The 18,944-nt window shown below is 68.9% G+C and carries 10 protein-coding genes and 1 pseudogene; 7 read left to right on the plus strand and 4 right to left on the minus strand.

What is annotated here, in order from left to right:
- The coding region (locus BEK98_RS10920; RefSeq protein WP_167444133.1) for an ATP-binding SpoIIE family protein phosphatase at positions 1-768 on the plus strand (768 nt) is incomplete at its 5' end.
- Here BEK98_RS10920 and BEK98_RS10925 read toward each other — a convergent pair.
- Together BEK98_RS10925 and acnA are read right to left on the minus strand one after the other, a co-directional pair.
- Positions 746-2,221 carry a sensor histidine kinase gene (locus BEK98_RS10925; RefSeq protein WP_094216254.1) on the minus strand — a complete coding sequence of 492 codons (1,476 nt, stop codon included), beginning with the start codon at positions 2,219-2,221 and terminating at the stop codon, positions 746-748. The genes BEK98_RS10920 and BEK98_RS10925 overlap by 23 nt on opposite strands.
- 186 nt (positions 2,222-2,407) lie before the next feature.
- The gene (gene acnA, locus BEK98_RS10930) at positions 2,408-5,125 is read right to left on the minus strand and encodes an aconitate hydratase AcnA (RefSeq protein WP_094216514.1); all 2,718 of its coding nucleotides are present in this window, start codon (positions 5,123-5,125) and stop codon (positions 2,408-2,410) included.
- A 246-nt stretch (positions 5,126-5,371) separates the two neighbouring features.
- Here acnA and BEK98_RS10935 point away from each other — a divergent pair, with 246 nt between their 5' ends.
- Together BEK98_RS10935 and BEK98_RS10940 are read left to right on the plus strand one after the other, a co-directional pair.
- Positions 5,372-5,704, plus strand: a complete 333-nt coding sequence (locus BEK98_RS10935) for a hypothetical protein (RefSeq protein WP_094216255.1) — start codon at positions 5,372-5,374, stop codon at positions 5,702-5,704.
- 149 nt (positions 5,705-5,853) lie between these two features.
- Positions 5,854-7,383, plus strand: coding sequence for a helix-turn-helix domain-containing protein (locus tag BEK98_RS10940; RefSeq protein WP_094216256.1), 1,530 nt, complete (start codon positions 5,854-5,856; stop codon positions 7,381-7,383).
- A gap of 75 nt (positions 7,384-7,458) precedes the next feature.
- On the opposite strand, the gene BEK98_RS10945 is transcribed toward BEK98_RS10940, so the two are convergent.
- Complete coding sequence (locus BEK98_RS10945) at positions 7,459-8,100, minus strand: SUKH-4 family immunity protein (protein WP_167444134.1); 642 nt, start codon at positions 8,098-8,100, stop codon at positions 7,459-7,461.
- An 82-nt stretch (positions 8,101-8,182) separates the two neighbouring features.
- Positions 8,183-15,253 (minus strand): polymorphic toxin-type HINT domain-containing protein, encoded by a 7,071-nt coding sequence (locus BEK98_RS10950; protein ID WP_094216258.1) that lies wholly within the window; start codon positions 15,251-15,253, stop codon positions 8,183-8,185.
- A 459-nt stretch (positions 15,254-15,712) separates the two neighbouring features.
- Here BEK98_RS10950 and BEK98_RS10955 point away from each other — a divergent pair, with 459 nt between their 5' ends.
- The 4 genes and pseudogenes from BEK98_RS10955 to BEK98_RS10970 form a co-directional block, all read left to right on the plus strand.
- Positions 15,713-16,510 (plus strand): VOC family protein, encoded by a 798-nt coding sequence (locus BEK98_RS10955; protein WP_094216259.1) that lies wholly within the window; start codon positions 15,713-15,715, stop codon positions 16,508-16,510.
- A gap of 55 nt (positions 16,511-16,565) precedes the next feature.
- Entirely contained in the window at positions 16,566-16,895 is a 330-nt protein-coding gene (locus BEK98_RS10960) for a TfoX/Sxy family protein (RefSeq protein WP_094216260.1), read from the plus strand.
- 185 nt (positions 16,896-17,080) lie between these two features.
- A complete protein-coding gene (locus tag BEK98_RS10965; protein WP_094216515.1) occupies positions 17,081-17,962 on the plus strand; it encodes an LLM class flavin-dependent oxidoreductase in 882 nt (293 codons plus the stop codon).
- A 128-nt stretch (positions 17,963-18,090) separates the two neighbouring features.
- A pseudogene (locus tag BEK98_RS10970) lies at positions 18,091-18,933 on the plus strand (alcohol dehydrogenase catalytic domain-containing protein); the annotation flags it as partial.
- Between the last annotated feature and the right edge of the window lie 11 nt (positions 18,934-18,944).

Here is an 18,944-nt window from a genome sequence, read left to right on the forward strand (position 1 = left end):
ATCTACGACCCGGTGACACGCCGCTGTGTCATGTCGCGTGCGGGGCACCTGGCGCCCGCGCTGGTCCACCCCGACGGCAGCGTCACCTTCCCCGAGCTGCCGGGCGGGCCGCCGCTGGGCCTCGGCGGCATGCCGTTCCGGACGGCCGAGCTGGAGCTGGCCGAGGGAACCCAGCTCGTCCTCTACACCGACGGGCTCATCGAGGACCGCCGGCGTGACCTGGACGTGGGTATGGAGCTGCTGCGCCAGGCGCTGGCGGGGCACCCCGACCGGCCGCCGGAGGAGAGCTGCCAGGCGGTGCTGGACGAGCTGCTGCCCGAGCGGCCCAAGGACGACGTCGCCCTGCTCATCGCGCGCACCCAGGCGCTGCCGTCCGAGAACGTGGCCGACTGGGACGTGCCGCGCGACCCGGCCGCCGTCTCGGGGATGCGCGGGGCCGTGTCCGACAAGCTGGAGGAGTGGGGCCTGGCCGAGCTGGGCTTCGGCATGGAACTCGTGCTCAGCGAGCTGATCACCAACGCCATCCGCTACGCCTCCGACCCGATCCATGTGCGCCTGATCCGTGACCGCACCCTGGTCTGCGAGGTCTCCGACGGCAGCAGCACCTCACCGCATCTGCGGTACGCCGCGACGACCGACGAGGGCGGCCGGGGTCTGTTCCTGGTCTCCCAGATGACCGAGCGCTGGGGCACCCGGTACACCCCCCAGGGCAAGGTGATCTGGGCCGAGGTGGCGCTGCCGGACGTCACGGAGCTGTTTGCGGACTGAGCGGATGCGGGCGGAGCTGACGAGCGGCCGCGGGGAGTTCGATCGTGAACTCGGTCCGGCCCGGGGCGCTGGTCACGCTGATGCCGCCGCCGTGTGCCGCCGTGATCCCGGCGGCGATCGCGAGTCCGAGGCCCGAACCGCCCTGGGAGCCGGGGGCCCGGGAGCGTGAGGTGTCGGCGCGGGTGAAGCGTTCGAAGACGGACGGGAGCAGGTCGGGTGGGATCCCCGGTCCGTCGTCGCGGACGCGGATCAGGTGGCGGGTGGCGGTGGACTCGACGGTGGCGGTGACGGTCGTACCGGGCGGGGTGTGCTTGCGCGCGTTGGCCAGCAGGTGGGCCACCGCCTGGCGCAGCCTGGCCGCGTCCCCGGTGACCGGCGCCGGGGTGTCCGGTCGGAGTTCCAGCCGCCAGACGTGATCGGCGCCGGCCGCGCGGGCGTCCCACACGGCCTCGGCGACCACGGCGGCGAGGTCCACCTCCGCGGTCTGCAGCGGGCGTCCCTCGTCGAGGCGGGCGAGCAGCAGCAGGTCCTCGACCAGCTCCGTCATGCGGGCCGACTCGGCGAGGACGCTGCGCCAGGCGAGGTCGGGGGCGACGCGGTTCATCAGCTCCGCGTAGCCGGCGATGGAGGTGAGCGGGGTGCGCAGTTCGTGGCTGGCGTCGGCGACGAAGCGGCGCATGCGTTCCTCGCCGCGCCGGCGCTCGGCGAGCGAGGCCTCGACATGGTCGATCATCCGGTTGAGGGCGGCGCCGACCTGGCCGGCCTCGCTGCCGGGGTCGGTGTCGGGTTCGGGCACCCGGGGCAGCGCGGTGACCCGTCCGTGGCCGAGCGGTACCCGGGAGACCTCGACGGCGGTGGCGGCGACCCGGTCGAGCGGGCGCAGCTGCCGCCGGATGACGACCGCGCAGACGCCGCCGGCGAGTGCGAGTCCGGCGCCGCCGACGATCGCCTCGATCTCGACCAGTCGGCCGAGCGTGGCCCGGACGTCGTCCATGGGCAGGCCGGTGAGGACGCGGATGCCGCTCGCGTCGAGGGCGGTGACCCGGTAGGTGCCGAGTCCGGGCACCGTCCGGGTGTGCGCCGAGCCGTCGGCCCGGATGCCGGTGAGGGCGGCGCGCTGGGCGGAGGTGAGGGTGCGCGGGGCCGCGTCCCGGGTGACGACGGCGGCGGAGACGAGGTGCCCGGCGGCATCCGGCCGGGCGGCGAGCAGCCCCTCGGTGTGGCCGCCCTCGCGCAGGAAGGCGAGGTCGGCGGGGAGTCCGGGGTGGAGTGCGGCCGCGCCCACGCTGCGTTCGGCGGCGTCGTTCACCCGGTCGTCCAGGGTGCCCAGGAGATAGGCGCGCTGGGCGAGGACGGTGGTGAGGGCGAGCGCGGCGCACACACCCACGAGGGTGGCGGTGATGAGGACCAGCAGGCGCGTGCGCAGCGAGCGGGCCCGTGGGCGGCGGCTCATGTACCGATCCTGTCCCGGTCCGCTGGGGGAACCCTGTGTTCCGCCTGAGGGTGGGTGATGACCTGGGGCGGACCGGCCTGGCCCCAGTCCAGCCCGGACCGGACCGGCTCGGGTAGGGCTCGGGTACGGCGAAGGGCCGCACCCCCGTCACCGGGGATGCGGCCCTGTACCGCCGTGCCCTGCCGCTTACTTGCGGATCAGGCTGCGCAGCACGTACTGCATGATGCCGCCGTTGCGGTAGTAGTCGGCCTCACCGGGGGTGTCGATGCGGACGACCGCGTCGAACTCGACACCGGAGTCGGTGGTGACCTTGACCGTGCGCGGCGTGGTGCCCTCGTTCAGCTCGGTCACGCCGGAGAAGGAGAAGGTCTCCTCGCCGGTCAGGCCGAGGGACTCGGCGTTCTGGCCCTCCGGGAACTGCAGCGGCAGGACGCCCATGCCGATGAGGTTCGAGCGGTGGATGCGCTCGTACGACTCGGCGATGACGGCCTTGACGCCGAGCAGCGCGGTGCCCTTGGCGGCCCAGTCGCGGGACGAGCCGGAGCCGTACTCCTTGCCGGCCAGGACGACCAGCGGGATGCCCTGCTCGATGTAGTTGCGGGAGGCGTCGTAGATGAACGCCACCGGCGCGTCGGCCTGGGTGAAGTCGCGGGTGTAGCCGCCCTCGGTGCCCGGCGCGATCTGGTTGCGCAGCCGGATGTTGGCGAACGTACCGCGGATCATGACCTCGTGGTTGCCTCGGCGGGAGCCGTAGGAGTTGAAGTCACGACGCTCGACACCGTGCTCGGTGAGGTACTTGCCGGCCGGGGTGTCGGCCTTGATGGCACCGGCCGGGGAGATGTGGTCGGTGGTGACCGAGTCGCCCAGCTTGGCGAGGACGCGCGCACCGGCGATGTCGGTGACGGGCGCCGGCTCGTGCGCCATGCCCTCGAAGTACGGGGGCTTGCGGACGTAGGTCGACTCGGCGTCCCACTCGAAGGTGTTGCCGGTCGGGATCGGCAGCGACTGCCACTGGGCGTCGCCCGCGAAGACGTCCTGGTAGGACTTGTTGAACATGTCCTCGCCGATGGCGTTGGCCACGACGTCGTTGACCTCGGCCTCGGTCGGCCAGATGTCGGTCAGGTAGACCGGGTTGCCGTCCTGGTCGGTGCCGAGGGCGTCCTTGGTGATGTCCACCTTCATGGAGCCGGCGAGGGCGTACGCGACGACCAGCGGCGGGGAGGCCAGGTAGTTCATCTTGACATCGGGGTTGATACGGCCCTCGAAGTTCCGGTTGCCGGAGAGGACCGAGGTGACCGCGAGGTCGTGGTCGTTGACGGCCTTGGAGACCTCCTCCGGCAGCGGGCCGGAGTTGCCGATGCAGGTGGTGCAGCCGTAGCCGACGAGGTTGAAGCCGACCTTGTCGAGGTACGGGGTGAGGCCCGCCTTGTCGAAGTAGTCGGTGACGACCTTCGAGCCCGGGGCGAGGGTGGTCTTGACCCACGGCTTGCGGGTCAGGCCCTTCTCGACCGCCTTCTTGGCCACCAGGGCGGCGGCGACCATGACGTACGGGTTCGAGGTGTTGGTGCAGGAGGTGATGGCCGCGACCGTCACCGCACCGTGGTCGAGGGTGTAGGTCGTGCCGTCGGGGGCGGTGACCTGGACCGGGTTGGACGGGGCACCGTTGGGGTGGATGGCCGGGGCGTCGGAGGCCGGGAAGGACTCCTGGCCCGCCTCGTCCACGCTCTCGACGTAGTTGCGGACGTCCTGCTTGAACTGCTCGGCGGCGTTGGCGAGGACGATGCGGTCCTGCGGACGCTTCGGGCCGGCGATGGACGGGACGACCGTCGACAGGTCCAGCTCGAGCTTCTCGGAGAAGTCCGGCTCGGCCTTCGGGTCCAGCCAGAGGCCCTGCTCCTTGGCGTACGCCTCGACGAGCGCGACCTGCTGGTCGCTGCGGCCGGTCAGACGCAGGTACTTCAGGGTCTCGTCGTCGATCGGGAAGATCGCGGCGGTGGAGCCGAACTCCGGCGACATGTTGCCGATGGTGGCGCGGTTCGCGAGGGAGGTGGCAGCCACGCCCTCGCCGTAGAACTCGACGAACTTGCCGACGACACCGTGCTTGCGGAGCATCTCGGTGATGGTCAGCACGAGGTCCGTGGCGGTGGTGCCGGCGGGCAGCTCACCGGTCAGCTTGAAGCCGACGACGCGCGGGATGAGCATGGAGACCGGCTGGCCGAGCATCGCGGCCTCGGCCTCGATGCCGCCGACGCCCCAGCCCAGCACACCGAGGCCGTTGACCATGGTGGTGTGCGAGTCGGTGCCGACCAGGGTGTCGGGGTACGCCTGGCCGTTGCGCACCATGACGGTACGGGCCAGGTGCTCGATGTTCACCTGGTGGACGATGCCGGTGCCCGGCGGGACGACCTTGAACTCGTCGAAGGCGGTCTGGCCCCAGCGCAGGAACTGGTAGCGCTCCTTGTTGCGGCCGTACTCCAGCTCGACGTTCACCTTGAAGGCGTCGTTCGTGCCGAACTTGTCGGCGATGACGGAGTGGTCGATGACCAGCTCGGCCGGCGCCAGCGGGTTGATCTTCGCCGGGTCGCCGCCCAGCTCCTTCACGGCCTCACGCATGGTCGCGAGGTCCACGACACAGGGAACGCCGGTGAAGTCCTGCATGATCACGCGGGCCGGCGTGAACTGGATCTCCTGCGAGGGCTGGGCCTGCGAGTCCCAGCCGCCGAGGGCGCGGATGTGGTCGGCGGTGATGTTCGCGCCGTCCTCCGTGCGGAGCAGGTTCTCCAGCAGGACCTTGAGGCTGTACGGCAGGCGAGCGGAGCCCTCCACCTTGTCCAGCCGGAAGATCTCGTACGACTCGTCGCCCACCTGCAGCGTGCTGCGGGCGTCGAAGCTGTTCGCCGACACGACAGTCTCCTTCATTGATGTGCGCGTACTCACCACGATCCTGCCGCCACGGCATCTGGGCCGATCCGCTAAGGTAAGGCTAAGTTAGGTAACCCTTACCAGGGTGGCGGCTGCGGTGCTTCTCGGCAGATATCTCGATGTCGAGATAACTCTAGTACACGGGGGCTGGCTGGTCATGTCCGGCCGGGCCCGACCCTGCCGTTTTTCGGTGGCGTCGGCCACAGGACGATGCGCGAAGATCGCCACATGTCTCTCGATACCGCACTGATCGGCCACTGGGACAGCTCCCCCTTCGACTACGGAGTGATGGAGGCGTCGGAGCTGGAGTTCCTCGACGACGGGCGGGGCACCGGCACGCTGACCAACACCCTGGGGGAAGACGTCACGGAGTTCACGTGGCACTGCCCGGAGCCGGGGGTGCTGGAGGTGCGCGACGAATACGGCGGCGTCGAGCGGGTCCGGTACGCCGTCACGCCCGCCGCACCGGTGCACGCGACGGACCCCGTGCCGGCGGTCCGCTTCGAGCCGTCACTGTTCTTCGCCCGGGAGTACGCGAGGATTTGTGCTGCATCCGTGTGATTGCGAGGGAAAACAGGACAGTGGACAAGTACCGGACGAAACCCCCACATCATCCCACATCCCCCGCATCATTGCTGGTCACTGACGTCCCGTCACCCGAATGGACCCCCCAACAGGCGCCATCTCATATCTGAGATAGCCTCAACCTCATGGCAGACGACTACCTCGTACGCATCGGCAAGCTCATCCGTGACGCCCGGCAACACCGTGGCTGGACACAGACGCAGCTCGCGGAGGCGCTCGGCACCAGCCAGAGCGCCGTCAACCGCATCGAGCGCGGGAACCAGAACATCAGCCTTGAGATGATCGCCCGCATCGGTGAGGCCCTGGACAGCGAGATCGTGTCCCTGGGCTATGCGGGTCCGATGCACCTGCGCGTGGTCGGCGGCCGTCGGCTCTCCGGCGCCATCGACGTGAAGACCAGCAAGAACGCGTGCGTCGCCCTGCTGTGCGCCTCACTGCTGAACAAGGGGCGCACGGTGCTGCGCCGGGTGGCCCGGATCGAGGAGGTGTACCGCCTGCTGGAGGTGCTCAACTCCATCGGCGTGCGCACCCGCTGGATCAACGACGGGGTCGACCTGGAACTGGTGCCCCCGGCCGAGCTGGAGATGGCGGCGATCGACGCGGAGGCGGCCGTCCGCACCCGCTCGATCATCATGTTCCTGGGTCCGCTGCTGCACCGCATGGACGCCTTCAAGCTGCCGTACGCCGGCGGCTGCGACCTCGGCACGCGCACCATCGAGCCGCACATGATCGCGCTGCGCCGGTTCGGTCTGGACATCGCGGCCACCGAGGGCCAGTACCACGCGCGGGTCGACCGCACGGTCCGCCCCGACCGCCCGATCGTGCTGACCGAGCGCGGCGACACCGTGACCGAGAACGCGCTGCTGGCCGCCGCCCGGCACGACGGCGTGACGGTCATCCGCAACGCCTCCTCCAACTACATGGTCCAGGACCTCTGCTTCTTCCTGGAGGCGCTGGGCGTCAAGGTCGAGGGCATCGGCACCACCACACTCACCGTGTACGGCGTGCCGAACATCGACGTCGACGTCGACTACTCCCCCTCCGAGGACCCGGTCGAGGCGATGAGCCTGCTGGCCGCCGCGGTCGTCACGGAGTCGGAACTGACCGTCCGCCGCGTCCCCATCGAGTTCCTGGAGATCGAGCTGGCAGTCCTGGAGGAGATGGGCCTCGACCACGACCGCAGCCCCGAGTACTTCGCGGACAACGGCCGTACCCGGCTGGTGGACCTCACCGTCCGCCCCTCCAAGCTCGAAGCCCCGATCGACAAGATCCACCCCATGCCCTTCCCGGGCCTGAACATCGACAACGTCCCCTTCTTCGCGGCCATCGCGGCGGTCGCGCAGGGCCAGACCCTGATCCACGACTGGGTCTACGACAACCGCGCGATCTACCTGACCGACCTCAACCGCCTCGGCGGCCGCCTCCAGTTGCTCGACCCGCACCGCGTCCTGGTCGAGGGCCCGACCCGCTGGCGCGCCGCCGAGATGATGTGCCCGCCCGCGCTGCGACCCGCCGTGGTCGTCCTGCTGGCGATGATGGCGGCGGAGGGCACGTCGGTCCTGCGCAACGTGTACGTCATCAACCGGGGTTACGAGGACCTCGCGGAGCGCCTGAACTCGGTCGGGGCGCAGATCGAGATCTTCCGGGACATCTGAGCAACCTTCGCCGGAACGCCGCCGCGCCTTGCCTGACCTGCGTGAGTGCAGGCTCGCTGAGGTGCGGCGGCGCCTTCACTCAAATCCGTCGATCATCACGGACCACATCGAGTCATCGGTGCTTGTCGCAGCCCGATCCTTGGCTCGAAAACTGTCCCTGACCTTGGAGCACAGCCGTCGATAGGGTGCATGGAAGTCGACATCCGGCCCACCTGAACGCCAAGCATCCATTTCGGCCTGATCGGCCAGGTCCCTCTGTTCAACCAGAAGAGGGGCCAGCCAGTACCAGCGCCAGGAAAAGTCAACAAGGTCGACGACCCGGGAATTGATCAGCGCATCCGGAACACCATCGGGATGGAGATGGGAAAGAGCCGGCACCATCTCGCGCACTTCCGGCACGGCATAGACGGAGCCGACCGAAACATCAGCGACGATGCTCACATCTCCACAGGAACCGATAACGTAACCCTCCGTTCCGTGGCCGGCGTATGCCGGCTCCTTCCCCGGCTGGAAGGACGCACCGACGCGCACGAACGAGTCGTCGGCGGGCACCGCAGGTAGGCCGTATACCGAAAGAGCTTCTTTGGCGTCGTCCGGAATTCTCCAGACATCCAACACCGCGGACGGTCGCACGGACAGGTCCTCACCTCCGAGCAACACCCCTAGATCGGCATGCAAGAGGCGTTCCACCTCGAGGTCTGGCTCTCGATCGTCCACAACACCTCCCCTACGTCCATGAAGATCCAACTCAGTCTAGCGGAGGGCACTCCGGCCTTGGACAGGTCATCCTGCAGTGCCTCTACTTCGTGATCCAGTCATAATCGGGAACGCTCGAATTGGGCGAGTATCCATCCATGGCTTCACGGACACGCGCCTTGTTGTATCCGGTATAACCAGGGCCGTCCGGGTTCAATGACCACTCGATGTCATTTCTCGCCGACTTGTACCGCCCAATTCTTGCGCCACAAAGATTCGGACGGGAGGAGCAAGGCTGGCGTTCGGAGTAGATCGCCGTGACATCGTCGAGAGGAATACCCTGCTTGTCGATGTAGGCATCCAGGACTCGCTCCGAATGCAGATTGTCTTCATTTGCCGCCGCTATATAGCGAGCGTCATCCCCAGAACCAATGCGGTAGACCGCCACATTCCGCCCGGCCGCAATTCCGTTCTCCATGCGTGCCTTCATGGCAATCTGAGCCGCCACTGATGAAGGATCATTGAGGGGACACGTGTTGTGGACCAGAACCGCCGTGGTCCCTGCCACCACGTAGAACGTGTGCAGTTGCTGGACGGTCAGGTTGAACATGTCCGCCGTCCCAGGGTGCACCCGAACGGTGAGGATGCGGACGTGCCCATTCGCGGCGGTATTCAGGACGTGATGCGTCTTGAGGCGGCCCGCCGGGACCCAGGTGTGGTCGGAGTCGTCCCAGAAGGGATGGCGGGAGGTGGTGTGAATGGTCTGGGAGTGGCCGGGTGCGGTCTGAACGGTGAGGTCGATCAGGTCCTTGTCGTGGTTGACGAACCTGTCGAGAACCCTCCGGGCCCCCCGATGTCTGCCGGTGTGCGGATCGGCGGCTTCGACGCGGTCGCCCACCTTGATCTTCCCTATCGGCTTCGTCTTGCCGTGCGCCATGAGCACGCGCGTATCGGGCGTGAAGCTGCACCGGGCGACAGGTTCTACCGGATCCACGCCTTCGTTCGCGCCGCTGAACGACGAGTTCAAAGCATTTCCGAGGCTGCTGACCCCGCTGACACAGGCCGGGCCGATGACCGGGCCGCCTTCCGTGCAGGCCACGCCGGCGGGAACTGCCACGACCAGGCTCGCTACGACCGAGGCGACCACTTCGTAGTCGTGGATCTTCTGAGAGAACGTCTCGGCAGCGGCGGCCTTCTGGATGCGGTGGTAGCCGTCGGGGTTCTCGAAACAGGCACGGTTGCAGCTCTGCATGCCCCCGTTTCCACCGTGGTGACCGCCTCCACTCTTGTGATGCGACGGGTGCACGGGGTCGGGGTTGCAGCCTCCTGCCTGGAGCCTGCAGTCGCCGCCACCGTCAAGCATCAGGCCGGTGGGGTCGCTGTTGGTGAGGGGGTTGTCGGCGGCATAGGTGTAGCCGCCCAGCTGCTGGGGGCTGGTGGCTTCGAAAACAGGGTCGACGCTGATGAACTGGCCCAGGGTGGGGTCGTACTTGCGGGCGCCTACGTCGGTGTAGCCGGTGGAGGTGTCCTGGGGTTTGCCGAGGTAGGAGTGGGTGGGGTCGGGCCAGGTAGTGGTGTTGGCGCTGGAGCGTTGCCGGCCGTAGGGGGTGTACTGCTGGCGGGCGACCTGCTGGCTGGTGGCGTCCATGGCCAAGTTCGCGGTGCCATGGGCGTCGTTGAACAGGTACTTAAGTCCACCGCCCGAGAGGCTGGAGCGGATCGCCATGGGCATGCCGCTGCCACCGTGACTGTAGGTGCGGACCGCGCCGAGCAGCACGTTCGGGGTGACGCCGGTGTTGACGATGATCTCGGTGTCGCCGGCGAACAGGGTGGTCTGGCCGGGATCGCGACGGATGAGCTGATTGCCGTCGGCGTCGTACAGGTATTTGGTGGTCGTGGGGCTGGAGCCGCCGGTGTCTACCTGGGCCAGGTGGTTCTCGTCGTCCCAGGTCAGCGTCTGTCCCGACCCGGTGGTGGGGACGCGGGTGTGCAGGTTGCCGTCTTCGTCGTAGGCGAAGTTGGTGGGGTTGGTGCCGCCGGTGGTGGCGGTCAGGGTGTGGGGCTGGGCGCCGGTGGGGGTGCAGTTGGTGGTGCAGCCGTCGGTGTAGGTGGTGGTGGTGCTGGTGCCGCTGCTGCCGATGGCGTGGTCGATGCTCTGGTGGCGGTTGCCGATCGCGTCGTAGCTGAAGGACTGCCAGTAGGAACCGGGTGTGCTGGTGACGGTGCCGGACGTGGGCGGGTTGGCCGCGCAGTTGTCGTTGGCGGTCCAGGCGTCGGTCAGCCGGTCCAGGGTGTCGTAGCTGTAGCACTGCTGGTCGGTGACCGTGTTGCCGGTCTCCGACTGCTGGTCGGTGGTGGACGTCGGGTTACCCGAGGCGTCGTAGCTGTACTTGGTGTCGTCCACCGCAGGGCCGGGGGCCTGGGTCCGCTCGATGAGACGGTCGGTCAGCCGGCGGGTCTGGTCGTCATAGCTGTACGTCGCCCACGCCGGGTTCGTGGACGCGCCCAGGGTGACCCGGGACGGCTCGGCGAAGTTCGTGTAGACGGTCGCGCCGACGTAGGTGTTGATGCTGCTGCTGGTCTTCGTCGGGTTGCCCAGCGCGTCACGGTCGTAGGTGATCGTCTCGTTGTTCAGACCCTGGGTGCGCGGGTCGGCCTGGGTCTTCAGCAGCTGGTCGTTGGTCGAGTACGTGTAGGTCGTGGTGTACGTCGACGGCAGCGGCGCCTCGGACGCCGGCAGCGTGATCTTCGTGCCGGTGGGCTTGCCGAGGGTGGTGTAGCCGGTGGTGGCGACCGTGTAGCCGCCGGTGGTGCCCTGGACGTAGCGGGTGGAGGAGGTCGGCAGGCCGATGCGCAGGGTGTCGTAGGTCCAGGACGCGAACTGGAAGTTGGACTTGGACTTGTCGGTGCCGGTGAGCTTGCGGCCCAGGAGGTCGTAGGTGTAGTCGAGTTCGACCTTCTTGGCGTCCGTGGTGGAGGTCTGGTTGCCGGCGTCGTCGTAGCCGTAGCCGCTTCCGCCCGCGTCCGGGTCGGTCTGGGACTTCTTGCGGCCGAGCAGGTCGTAGTCGAACGTCCACACCGACTTGTCCGGGCCCGTGACCTGATGCTGCTGACCAGCGGCGGTGTAGCCATAGGTGGTGGCCGAGGTGGTACCACCCGTGGTGGTGAAGCCGGTGGCCGCGGTACCGGAGACGGTGGGCGGGGCGGTGTACTGGTCGAGTTCGGTGGTCTGGCCGCGGGCGTTGACCGCCGTGGTGGTGGCAACCCCGCCCTTGGGAGGCAGGACGGTGGTCTTGTCCCCGGTGTAGGCGGTGGTCGTGGTCCAGGTCTTGACCCCGTCGTGCTCCTCGGTCAGCAGGTCGGCCCGGCCCTGCCCGTCGTAGTCGGTGACGGTGGTGTCCGGGATGGACACCTGGGAGACGGAGACCAACTTGCTTGCGGGGTTGCCGCCCACGTTGTAGGCGTTGTTGGTGGCGACCGTCCAGCCGTGCGAGTCGTACTGCGTGTCCGAGACCGTGGTGCTGGAGTTCTCCGCCGTCGCCTGCGTCTGCAGCGGCCGCAGCATGGCGTCGTACAGCGTTTCGCTGGTCTGGTAACTACCGCTGTCCAGCAGTGTGTTGGTCGCGACGATCGACGGTGCCGACTGGGACAGGGTGTAGGTGTAGGTCATGTTCGCCGGCGCGCTGTTGGCCTTGACCTCGTTCGGCAGCCACACCGCCGTCAGACGACCCAGCGAGTCGTACGTCAGCGAGGTGAGCAGACCGGCCACGTCCGTCTTGGCGGTGGGCAGGGCCCGGCCCGGGTCCAGAGTGGCGGTGGCGAGCTCGCAGTCCTTGGAGGACGTGGTGGTCGCGGAGCAGTCCACACCGGGGGTGACCTGGGTGATGGTCGTGCTGCTGGTGGGGAGCGCGCCGCTGCTCGGGGTGTAGGAGGTGAGGACGGTCTGGGCGAGGCTCTTGCCGTCCGGGGACGTGGAGTTGGGGGTGCGGGTGACCTTCGCGGTGCGGCCGTAGGAGTCGTACGTGGTGGTCGCCTGGTCCACGAAGGCGGTCGCGGTCGCGCCGCTGGCGGACGACGCCTTCTGGACCAGGGTCGCGTCACCGTGGTCGGGCAGGGCCGGGTTCTGCTGGCCGTCGCCGTCATAGGCGAACGCGTGCCCGTCGTACGAGGTGCGCGTGTCGGCGATCAGCGTCCCGCTGGGCGTGGCCCCGGCGGTGGAGCAGTCCTGGGCGGTCGTGATGGTCTCGGCGGGCACCACGAGGGTGTCCGCAGTGCCGGTGAGGTAGCGGGTGTAGGTGCACTTGGCGACGTTGTCGCTGTCAGCGGTCTCACCGCGGTCGTCGGCCTGAACCGCCATGCCCGTCGTGGACTTGCCCAGGGTCGTGTTGTAGAAGGTGTCGGCCTCTGTCTTGCGCCAGCCGTAGGAGACGGCTTCACGGGTCAGGGACTTGGCGGTGCGGACCATCTGCGCCGTCAGGTCGGGCAGGCCGCTGCGGTTGCGGGTGGCGGTGGGGCCGATGATCGTGGGCACGGTGACGACGGCCTTGTTCAGGCTGCCGCCGGAGGCGGTGTAGGTGTCGCTCTCGAAGACCTGGCCGGCCAGCGCGTTGTCGTCGGTGACCGAGGTGGCACCGTCCTGGCTGGTCAGGTCGGGTACCGAACGGGTCTTGCCGCCGGGCAGGGTGTCGCCGTTCATGCCCAGGAAGTAGTACGACTTCGTCAGCGTCTTCTGGTCGTAGACCTTGGCGCCGTTGGTGAGGTGGAAGACGCTCGGGTCACCGGTGGTGACGTCCACCTCCGGGTAACCGCGGGCCTGGCCCCAGGTACGGTTCTTGGCCTTGACGACCTCGTTGTCGTCGTAGTGCCAGCCCGGCTTGCCCTTGTAGGCGTAGTCCGTCTCCAGCTTGGGTTCGGTGCCGTCCTGGTAAGCGTTGTGCGTGTCCTCGGTCACCACCGAGGTCACCGGGTACGTGTAGAACCAGTCCAGCATCGGCGACGGCTGCCCGTACGGGGTCCAGTACACCGGGAAGCACGGCAACGTGTTGGTGGAGGCGAAGGTCTTGGCCGCCGCGTCCGTCGGGTCATTGGGGTCACTTGCCGGGGCGCTGGAGCAGTCGGGCCGGTCGTAGGTGACGGTGGTCTGGGCGCCGGTTTCGCTGGTGACCGTCTGGATGCGGTCGTGGTACATCAGCGGCATCTGCGGGATCGTCCCGACCCGGTTGGGCAGCTGCAGCGGCGGGTCGAAACTCACCGCCGGAGTGGAGGTGCTGCCAGTGGCGCCGCCCAGGGTGTCCAGGCCGGTGTGCTGGATGGAGTCCAGCCAGAGGGTGGGGGCGTGGTCGCCGCCGTCGGGGAAGGACTCGGTGAAGCTGTACTTGTCGACCTGCTTCGTCGCACCACCGGTCTGGATCTGCGTGGTGATCGCGGTCAGCCGCTTGCGCGACCAGAAGCTCGGGCCGTGGTTGGTGCAATTGGTCGAGCCCGAGGTGCAGTTCAGGTCGATCGGTACGTCCGGCCAGTACGCGGCATTGGCGGCGGTGAACTGGCTGTCGGCGCACGTGTTGCCCGACGGGGTGCCCGGGATGCAGCGTTCCGCGGTGTCGAAGAGGATCTGCGCCGGCGCGGTGCCCGAGTAGACAGTCGACGACGTCATGCCGTAGTCGATGCGGGACAGCGTGCCGCCGCGCGTGTAGGAGACCGCGGTGTCCTTCACGTCCGCGCCGTAGTAGCCCGTTTCCGGCGAGTAGTACCAGGCGGTGGCGTTGCCATGGGTGTCGACCGCGTAGTCCAGGTTGAACCGGTACCCCAACGTGCACGAGGTGGACGCGAAGTCGGTGCTGTCCGGGCACGCCGAGACCCCGCCGTGCGCGTGGTAGACCGGCATGGTCCACACGGATTTCGTCTCGCCCTTGCCGCTGGACCAGCCCGGCAGCCGGTTGAGGCCGAAGAAGTACTGCACGCCCCCCTCGGTGACCTTGAAGTACTCCCCGTTCGCCGTACCGTTCGTGGCGTTGGTCAGATTCTCGATCTTGGTGGTCGAGTCGTCCTGGGCCGGGTGGAAGGTCTTGGTGCTGTCGTCGTAGACGAGCTGGGTGGAGCTGCCGTTCAGGGACAGGGTCAGGATCTGACCCGCCCAGCACTCGTCCCCGTCGTTCTTCGGCGCACCCGAAGACGAGTCGTCGTCGCATGGCTTGTACGTGCGCTCGATGTAGTTCTCCGTCGAGCTCCAGCCGTCACCCAGCCACGAGGACTGGTTGTTCGTCCCCTCCGTGCGCGCGTCCTGGCCGGAGGAGTCGTACGACAGGTCCACCTTCGGTGCTGCTCCGCCGATGGCCGCGGGCACCGTGATCGGGTAGTCGTAGGTGAAGGAGCCGGTGTTCCCCGAGGTGGACCAAGAGCCGCCGGGCGACAGGCTCGTCGCCGAGTAGTCACCGGCGGAACCCGAGGTGCCCGACGTCGCGGCCATGACAACCAGTGAGCTGGGCGAGGTCGTTGCCGAGTGAGGAGAGAGGGTGGCCCCGGAAGCGGCCGAGGCTGCGCCAGGTACGGAGACCTGGGCGGACAGTGGTGCACCCGGGGTCGTGCGCACCGGAGCCTGTGTCTGGCAGTGCGTCAGCTTCGGCGTGTGCAGGGCGCATTCGGGCAGCTGGACCAGGTGCAGGCGCGCGGCGAAGTCGCCACCGAAGGCGTAGCGGAACGACGAGTCGTCCACGCGCAGGGCGACCTTTCCGCCGCCGGCGCCGGTGCGCTGCAGGGTGAAGAGCACACCGTGGACACCGGCGGCGCGTGCGGCCTTCTGGTCCAGCACGGTCACCCGCACGCGCTGTGATCGGGCGACAGCGGCCGCCTGGGGGTGCGTACCCGCGGCGGCACCGAGCAGAACAGGCGTGTCTCCCGCCCGTACTTGGGTCGCCTTGGCGCTCAGGCGCGTGGAGGCAGTCGCGACGGGCAGGGTGACCACGGCGCTGCCCGGCACGGGGAGCTTCGCGTGCGCGGCGGGGTCGAAGTGCTTGAACCCCTTCCGCACGGGGACGCGCTTGGGCGTGGCGTGAGTGAAGGGAATCCGCTTGTCGTGCGGAGCAGCCGGAGCCGACACGTGCCGCTTCTCCACCGTGGCAGCGGTGGCCATACCCGAGGGCAGCAGCCCCACCAGCAGGGCGCCTGCCGTCACCACTGCCGTGCGATGAGCTCTCCGGACTGCCCAGGCCCCCCGAACACGTCTCCACCCCGTTGCCCGCACCATGCGGTGTGTCCCCCTCGTCGGTCCCACAACGCGCAGCTCACCTCTGGCGTAAGCAGTTTGAGTGCACGTCAAAAAAGGAGGCGCTGTCGATCAAGGCCTCCTGCGGGGCATCACGCTAGGGCCTGAGACCGACACAACATGCAAAGCATCTCCACACAGAGAGCAAAGGAATCACCCATGTTGGATCCCAAGCCGACCCGCATCCATCAATAACGGACCCTGCAGTTCGTCGGCGGCCGGGCGCCGCCGCCACGGGACCGCCGACCTCCCACGCGACGGTGCTCCACCTCCCCGTCCCGCGACGGGGCGCCGGAGCGCCGCCGACAGGCGATTGTCAGTGGCCGGTGTCACGCTGGGTACACACTGCATCCACGGAAGGTAACAATCGCGATGATCACCACGGACTTCGCCCCCGGTTCCCCCTGCTGGCTCGACCTCGGCACACCCGACGTCCGCGCCGCCGCAGCCTTCTACAGCGCCGTGCTCGGGTGGGAGTACCAGCCCATGGGCGAGGGGGAGGACATGGAAGGCGGCATGTTCCGGAAGGACGGCAAGATCGTCGGCGGGCTCGGCAAGCTCACCGAGGAGGGCGCGCGCTCGGCCTGGATGATCTACTACAGCGTCACCGACGCGGACGTCACGACCCAGGCCGTGGAGCGCGCGGGTGGCACGGTGCGGGTGGCGCCGACGGACCTCGGCGAGTGGGGCCGGATGGCGCAGTACAGCGACCCTCTGGGGGGCCAGTTCGCCGTCTGGCAGCCCGGGACGGACCAGGGCGTCGAACTGGTGGACCAGCCGGGCTCGCTGTCCTGGACCGAGCTGTACACGAGCGACGCCACGGCCGCGAAGGAGTTCTACGGCGGCGTCTTCGGCTGGCGGTTCAGCGACATGGACCTGCCCGGCGGCGGGGGCACGTACTCTCTCGTCACCCCCGCCGGGCTTCCCGAGGACCGTATGCAGGGCGGCCTCATGGAGCTCCCTGAGGAGCATCTCGGCCTGGCGGGCGGACGGCCGTACTGGCACCCGGTCTTCCATGTCACCGACTGCGACGCCGCGGTCGCCAAGGTCACCGGGAACGGCGGCAGCGTGCAGATGGGGCCCGAGGACGTGGAGGGCGTCGGCCGGCTGGCCGTCTGTCTGGACCCGTCGAAGGCCGACTTCGTGGTGCTCACCCCGGCCCGGAGCTGAGCCCTGGCTTCCGCGACCGCGAACGCAGGCTCACCGAGCAGCGAGGAGGCGTCCGATGGCCTACGACGAAGGGCTGGCCGAGCGGATCCGTGACCGGCTCGGCGCGGATCCCGACGTCGCCGAGAAGCGCATGTTCGGCGGAATCGCCTTCCTGTACCGGGGCAACATGGCCGTCGGTGTCACCGGCGACGACCTCATGGTCCGCGTCGGCCCGGACGCCACCGACGCGGCCCTGGCCCGGCCGGGGGCACGGCTCTTCGACATGACGGGCCGCCCGATGCGCGGCTGGGTCGTGGTCGCGGGCTCAGCCGTCGCGGAGGACGACGTCCTGGGCGAGTGGATCGAGGAGGGACGCGCCTTCGCGGCAGGTCTGCCGCCCAAGTAGGAGTCCGTGCCCGTTCGGCCGCGCCCTGCCTGTCCCCGCGGCCGGAAGTGATCGGTCGAGCCACCAGGAAACGCGGTGATCGTGGTACACCGCACGGCAGTTGCCGCCCCCCTTCCCTGACATGAAGGACGCACGTGCAGACGAGTGAGCCCAAACGAGTGAGCTTCGGCCTCAAGACCACCCCCATGCATGTCGACTACGACGACATCCTGCGGGTGTGGCTCGAGGCGGACGAGATTTCCGAGATCGAGCACGCCTGGCTGTGGGACCACATGCTTCCCCTGGCCGGCCCGAAGGACGGGAAGATCTACGAGGGCTGGACGCTCCTGGCCGCGCTGGCCGCGCAGACGCGGCGCCTGCGGCTCGGGCTTCTGGTGACCAGCAACCGCATCCGGCAGCCGGCGGTGCTCGGCAAGATAGCCACCACCGTCGACGTGGTGTCCCGGGGCCGGTTGGTGATGGGCCTCGGCGTGGGCGGCACGCACCAGCCCGCGGGCGCCGGCGGAATCGCCGGTGACAACCCGGCCGTCGCCGAGTACGAGGCGTACGGGCTCACCCTGGTGCCGCCGCGCGAGGGCATCGAGCGGCTGGAGGAGACCGTCACGATCCTGAAGCGGATGTGGACCGAGAAGGAGTTCGACTTCGAGGGCCGCTACTACACGCTGAAGGGCAACCGCAACGAGCCCAAGCCCGTCCAGCCGTCGGGTCCGCCCCTGCTCATCGGCGGCTGGGGCAACAGGACGCTGCGGCTCGTCGCGGAGCACGCCGACATCTGGAACATCCCCGGCCCGCCGCACAACCAGATCGACTACATCACCGAACGCTCCCGTGTCCTGGACGAACACTGCGCGGCCATCGGGCGGGACCCGTCCGAGATCAGCAGGTCCGTCCAGGTCGTCATCTCCTACGACGACATCGAGGCCTCCCGCCGGCAGGTGCTCGAACTCGTCCACGCCGGCCTCGACCACATCGTCCTGAGCCTCCCGCGCGGCTATCCGCAGGGCGCGGCCCAGTGGCTGACGGACGAGATCATCAAGCCGGTGCGGGCGGAACTCCCGGACGCATAGCGCCACTTCATCACTCCGGGCCCGTCCTGCTGAAGCAGGCCGGCGACCGGGAACTGCTCCAGTGCCGAGGGCGCCCCCACGGCACTCCAGCCGCGCCGAACGCGCCTGGCTCCGCGAAGCCCTCGGCGAGGCGGCGCGGCTGGCTCGGCTCAGCCATGCCATATCCGCGCGTGATTCCGCACAGCGACGGTGCCGGGGTCGTCGACGCCATCGGGGACGGGGTGGACGGGCGCCGGGTCGGGCAGCGGGTGTGGATGTACGGCGCCCAGTCCTACCGGGCGTTCGGCACCGCCGCCCAGTACACCGTCGTACCCGACCGTCAAGCGGTCCCCCTGCCCGGCCACCTCAGCGACGAACTCGGCGCGAGCCTCGGCATCCCCGGCATCACCGCCCACCGGGCCGTGTTCGCCGACGGCCCGGTCGACGGCCGGGTCGTGCTCGTGCACGGTGTCCTCGGTGGTGTCGGTTCCCTGGCCGCGCGGCTCGCCCGCTGGGGCGGCGCCCTCGTGATCGGCACCGTGCGGCGGGGCAGCGACCTCGGGCGCGTCGACCCGGCCGTCGTGTCCCACGCCGTGTCCCTGGATTCCGGCGACCCGGCGGCCGCGATCCGGTCGTATGCGCCCGACGGCGTCCACCGCATCGTCGAGGTGTCGCTCTCCGCCAACGCCGACCTCGACAACGCCGTGGCCGCGCTCGACGCCGTCATCGCCGCCTACGGCACCCACGCCGACCGGACCGAACTCCCCTTCTGGCCCCTGCTGTTCAACAACGTCACGCTGCGCCTGCTCGGCAGTGACGACTTTCCCGCCGAGGCGAAGCGGCAGGCGGCCCGTGACCTCACCGCCGCGGCCGCGGTCGGCGCGCTCACGGTCGATGTCGGTGACCGCTACGCCCTTCAGGACATCGCCGAGGCCCATGACCGCGTCGACACCGGCGGCCGGGGCCGGGTCCTGGTCACCGTCCCGCACTGACCAGCACCGGG

It is taken from the genome of Streptomyces diastatochromogenes, assembly GCF_002242805.1.
Classification (GTDB): Bacteria; Actinomycetota; Actinomycetes; order Streptomycetales; family Streptomycetaceae; genus Streptomyces; species Streptomyces diastatochromogenes.